Source organism: Candidatus Cloacimonas sp., assembly GCA_039680785.1.
Lineage (GTDB): Bacteria > Cloacimonadota > Cloacimonadia > Cloacimonadales > Cloacimonadaceae > Cloacimonas.
The window spans coordinates 1-2,433 of sequence record JBDKSF010000035.1 but is presented as its reverse complement, the minus strand read 5'-3'; the positions used below and the strand labels follow the sequence as shown (position 1 = coordinate 2,433).

Below are 2,433 nucleotides of genomic sequence, written 5' to 3'. Positions count from 1 at the left end.
TATAAACTTATGCAAGTTTTTGGGGGATATTTCGTACCCTCTTTATATGGTTCATTATCCGTTCATTTATCTCTATTATGCTTGGGTTAAGCATAACAATCTGACGTTTGGGGAATCTTTGCCAGGTTTGACTTTAACAATGGCATCTACCAAAACCCGAAACATCGAATTTCGCCAAAATTTGTATTTGAACTATAAGTGCCTTACATTCTACCAAATATGCCATCCAAGGTAGAATGTATCCCCCTGTCTTCAAGTACCACCAGATAACTTTCTGCTTCATGAAAAATAAGAATCCGTTCTTTGTTTCCTCTTTTGTTCCATCAAACCTTGAGATACGGATGTTTGGAATGATCAATCATTGGACGGGGACAGGGAACTTGCTCAATTCGTCAAAAGGTGCTTCAACCATATTTAATGCTATTTCACTGATAGCGTATTCCTTCCACTCACTCATTCATTCATTAGTTCTAATCTTAGAAAGGTTAGTGGGAATGTATGGTTGAGTAGTTCGTTTAGTTATCATTTTCGAAGATATTTAAATACGGTTCAAAAATAAAAATCCTGTTACGGCTTTGCCCGGTAAGTTCTTTCAAATATTTTTTATCCTGCATCTTTGTTACTAAATCGTTGGCAGCCTTATAACTTAGGTTACAGGTTTTGGTTGCCTTGTCGATAGTGATAACGGGTTCTTTAAACAGGGCTGTTAACAGGTTTAAGGCCGAATGGCTCCTTCGTCCGAAAGTGGAACGTATCTCATTTTCAAGTCTTTCCTTTAGTTTAAGAATATTAGAAAGTGTATCTACAGCTTGGGTTGCTGTTTGTTCAATCCCAACTAAAAAGTATTTTATCCACTGCAACATATCATTATGAGTACGTACACGACTTAAATTGTCGTAATACAAACCTTTGTTTTTTTCGAAATATAGAGACAGGTAAAGTAATGGTTTATCTAAAATTCCTTCAGACACAAGAAATAAAGTAACCATCAGACGTCCTATACGTCCATTACCGTCTAAAAAGGGGTGGATAGTTTCAAATTGATAATGAACTATAGCAATGCGGACCAATGCCGGTACATTTATCTCATCATTGTTAAGAAATTTTTCTAAATCGCCCATTAATTCGCTAATCAGTTGATAAGCAGGAGGTATAAAAACGGCATCCGCCAGTGAATTGCCACCAATCCAGTTTTGGCTGGTTCGGTACTTTCCGGGAAATTTATTTTCGCCGCGAACACTTTGCAACAAGATTTGGTGAGTATTTTTTAGTAATCTTGATGATAGGGGCAATTTTTCTAGTTCCACAATAGCCTCATTTATTGCTCTAATGTAATTATTTACTTCCTGCCAATCGTTTCTTCTTTCAGGACGGACCTCTTCAAAGGGCAATAAGGCTTCGTCCATATTGGTTTGTGTTCCTTCAATCCGACTGGAAATTACCGCTTCTTTGGTTACATGTAATTGTATAAATAGGTCGATATTGGGAACCAATCGCGCAAAAGAATTAAGTTCTCCAAGTTTTATCGCAGCTTTTTCTATCAAAAGGTTTATTACGGGTGTTTTCCATACCCACTCATCATTTATGCTATTCGGAACAAAATATTTATAGCCTGATTGTTTTTCAAAATGACCGGCTTTATAATTTTCAAGTTCAATCATATTTTTATTTATAAATGTAAAATAAAAAAACCGCTATTTTATTTTTAACCATAAAAGTAAAATAAAAATTATCTTATTTTACTTTTGGAATTTCATTTTAATCTTTAAAAAGTTAGCGGAAATGATTTCGTTTAGAGTACTTCTTTTAGTTGTTCTTCCAGTTCGGCTTTCAGGTTTTTGTGGGCATCGTTCAGGAACGAACCTTCTTTGTTGCATTTTACCTGCAAACTGTCAATGCTTCAAAAAGCCAGGTTAATTTTGCACAAACGACAGGTGATTTGGTTGCTTTCCTGTCCGCATATAGAAATATCGTTAACTTTTCCCTTGATGATTAGCAACAAACGTTTCTGAAAAACGCTTTTAGGAGTATTGAACTGGCCATCTTTCTTACCTTTTGCTTTTCTATAGCATCCATTGCATCATCCACAGTAGCTCTTCCATTTTTCTTTGCCATTTACCATCCTTTCTACTTAGATTCAACAAGCTTAAAATGTGGCGTCAATAGCTGTCATAGAGTAGCTCCCTCTTCCTTGAAGTATCTCTCTGTAATGTTCATATGATCTCATCTTTGGGAGGCTTTCTTCTTTTTTATTTGCACCTGTCGGAGTTTGTTATATTTTAATCTTTTTCCACTCTTCTTTCATTCGGGCAATGTCGTTTATCCAATCTTCTATATCATTTTCGTGTTCTAATTCTTCATTGAGAATTTGAACAGCCATTTGATGAGTTGAATGGTCTTTGCCATTTGTGAAATCAGCTATTTCATGATAAC

The 2,433-nt window shown here is 35.6% G+C and carries 2 protein-coding genes and 1 pseudogene; 1 reads left to right on the top strand and 2 read right to left on the bottom strand.

Annotated elements, in window-relative coordinates:
• Positions 1-235: hypothetical protein (locus ABFC98_02035; protein ID MEN6444807.1), on the top strand; the 235-nt coding region annotated here is incomplete at its 5' end.
• Between the two features lie 280 nt (positions 236-515).
• On the opposite strand, the gene ABFC98_02030 is transcribed toward ABFC98_02035, so the two are convergent.
• Together ABFC98_02030 and ABFC98_02025 are read right to left on the bottom strand one after the other, a co-directional pair.
• Positions 516-1,658: a Fic family protein gene (locus tag ABFC98_02030; protein ID MEN6444806.1), complete on the bottom strand. Its 1,143-nt coding sequence runs from the start codon at positions 1,656-1,658 to the stop codon at positions 516-518.
• Positions 1,659-1,822: 164 nt separating this feature from the next.
• Positions 1,823-2,059, bottom strand: a pseudogene (locus ABFC98_02025) (N-6 DNA methylase).
• Positions 2,060-2,433: the final 374 nt, after the last annotated feature.